The organism is Micromonospora sp. NPDC050795, from assembly GCF_044456785.1.
Classification (GTDB): Bacteria; Actinomycetota; Actinomycetes; order Mycobacteriales; family Micromonosporaceae; genus Micromonospora.
The window spans coordinates 1-2,680 of sequence record NZ_JBITGE010000087.1 but is presented as its reverse complement, the minus strand read 5'-3'; the positions used below and the strand labels follow the sequence as shown (position 1 = coordinate 2,680).

Below are 2,680 nucleotides of genomic sequence, written 5' to 3'. Positions count from 1 at the left end.
TCCTGCGCACCACCCTCGAGATCGTCCGCAAGCCCACCGGCCAGCGCGGCTTCGCCGTGCATCCCCGCCGCTGGGTCGTCGAACGCACTCCGGCCCGGCTCACCGCCTACCGCCGACTCGCCCGCGACTACGAACACCACCCCGAGGTCTCCGAAGCCACCATCCGCTGGACCGCCAACGCCGGCATGACCCGCCGCATCACCCGCGGTCCACCCGCCCGACGCCAAGCCCGACACACCTTCATCCGGACCTGACCAGCCCCTCTCAAACACGCTCTCAGGGCGCTACCAGCCTCCTCCTCCAGGTCTGGCTTCGACACCACAATGATCACAAACTCCGCGCCTGTCCCGCTATACGGCCCAACCGGTCACAACCCGACCAGCCAGCAACCCCGGAACTTGCAACTGCCCTGCAAGATCAGGGGCAAGCCCGGGAAACTGTTGAACGCGTGACTGTCATCGCTCGTTGAGAGGCCAATACCGAGAAGATGAGGAGATCCGGATGGCACCTAGGAATTCCGATCAGGTCTATGCGCAGGCGTTGAACCGCCTCCCGGTAGGCACCCCCATCACGCAGAACACCACAGTGACGCTGCCCGGTCATCCCGTCCCTGTTCCCATCGGCAAACTGGTGAGCACACTGCGGACCATCTCGGCCAGCGGGGGGCGGGCGGCGGCGCCGGATCCGGCGTTGGTCGCCGCGTTGGCCGCGCACGGCCTGCACCACAACCCGACCACGCTCCCCGACGGCAAATGGCGGCTGCTACCCAGCGGCGCCAAAATCACCTGGACCGATCAGGACTATGCGCAGGCGTTGAACAGTCTGCCGGTAGGCACCCGCATCACGGGCAACACCACAGTGATGCTGCCTGGTCATAGCGTCCCTGTTCCCATCGGCCAACTGGTGAACACACTGCGGAACACCGCGGCCCACGGGGGGCGGGTGGCGGCGCCGGATCCGGCGTTGGTTTCCGCGTTGGCCGCGCACGGCCTGCACCACAACCCGACCGCGCTCCCCGACGGCAGATGGCGGCTGCTACCCAGCGGCGCCAGAATCACCTGGACCGATCAGGACTATGCGCAGGCGTTGAACCGCCTGCCGGTAGGCACCCCCATCACAAACGACACCACAGTGATGCTGCCCGGTCATACCGTCCCTGTTCCCATCGGGCAACTGGTGAAAAGACTGCGGAGCATCGCGGCTGCCGGGGGGCGGGTGGCGGCGCCGGATCCGGCGTTGGTCACCGCGTTGGCCGCGCACGGCCTGCACCACAACCCAACCGCGCTCCCCGACGGCAAATGGCGGCTGCAACCCAGCAGCGCCAAAATCACCTGGACCGATCAGGACTATGCCCAGGCGTTGAACAACCTGCCGGTAGGCACCCCCATCACGCAGAACACCACAGTGATGCTGCCTGGTCATACCGTCCCTGTTCCCATCGGCCCACTGGTGAACACACTGCAGACCACCGCGGCCACCGGGGGGCGGGCGGCGCCGGATCCGGTGTTGGTCGCCGGGTTGGCCGCGCACGGCCTGCACCGCAGCCCGACCGCGCTCCCCGACGGCAAATGGCGGCTGCTACCCAGCGGCGCCAAAATCACCTGGACCGATCAGGACTATGCGCAGGCGTTGAACCGCCTGCCGGCAGGCACCCGCATCACGGGCAACACCACAGTGACGCTGCCTGGTCATCCCGTCCCTGTTCCCATCGGCCCACTGGTGAAAAGACTGCGGGACACCGCGGCCACCGGGGGGCGGGTGGCGGCGCCGGATCCGGCGTTGGTCACCGCGTTGGCCGCGCACGGCCTGCACCACAACCCGACCGCGCTCCCCGACGGCAAATGGCGGCTGCTACCCAGCGGCGCCAGAATCATCTGGCCCGATCAGGTCTATGCGCAGGCGTTGAACCGTCTGCCGGTAGGCACCCCCCTCACAAACGACACCACAGTGATGCTGCCCGGTCATCCCGTCCCTGTTCCCATCGGGCAACTGGTGAAAAGACTGCGGAGCATCGCGGCTGCCGGGGGGCGGGTGGCGGCGCCGGATCCGGCGTTGGTCGCCGCGCTGGCCGCGCACGGCCTACACCACAACCCGACCGCGCTCCCCGACGGCAAATGGCGGCTGCAACCCAGCGGCGCCAAAATCACCTGGACCGATCAGGACTATGTGCAGGCGTTGAACCGCCTGCCGCTAGGCACCCCCATCACGCACGACACCACAGTGATACTGCCCGGTCATACCGTCCCTGTTCCCATCGGCCAACTGGTAAACACACTGCGGACCACCGCGGCTGCCGGGGGGCGGGTGGCGGCGCCGGATCCGGCGTTGGTCGCCGCGTTGGCCGCGCACGGCCTGCACCACAACCCGACCACGCTCCCCGACGGCAAATGGCGGCTGCTACCCAGCGGCGCCAATATCACCTGGACCGATCAGGACTATGCGCAGGCGTTGAACCGCCTACCGGTAGGCACCCGCATCACGGGCAACACCACAGTGATACTGCCCGGTCATACCGTCCCTGTTCCCATCGGCTCACTGATGAGCAGACTGCGGACCACCGCGGCCAACGGGGGGCGGACGGCGGCGCCGGATCCGGCGTTGGTTTCCGCGTTGGCCGCGCACGGCCTGCACCACAACCCGACCGCGCTCCCCGACGGCAAATGGCGGCTGCTACCCAGCG

1 protein-coding gene and 1 pseudogene are annotated in these 2,680 nt (G+C 68.0%); both read left to right on the top strand.

Features of this window, described 5'->3' with window-relative positions:
• A pseudogene (locus ACIBEF_RS32170) lies at positions 1-254 on the top strand (IS5/IS1182 family transposase); the annotation flags it as partial.
• Positions 255-501: 247 nt separating this feature from the next.
• Positions 502-2,680: hypothetical protein (locus ACIBEF_RS32165; protein ID WP_396797186.1), on the top strand; the 2,179-nt coding region annotated here is incomplete at its 3' end.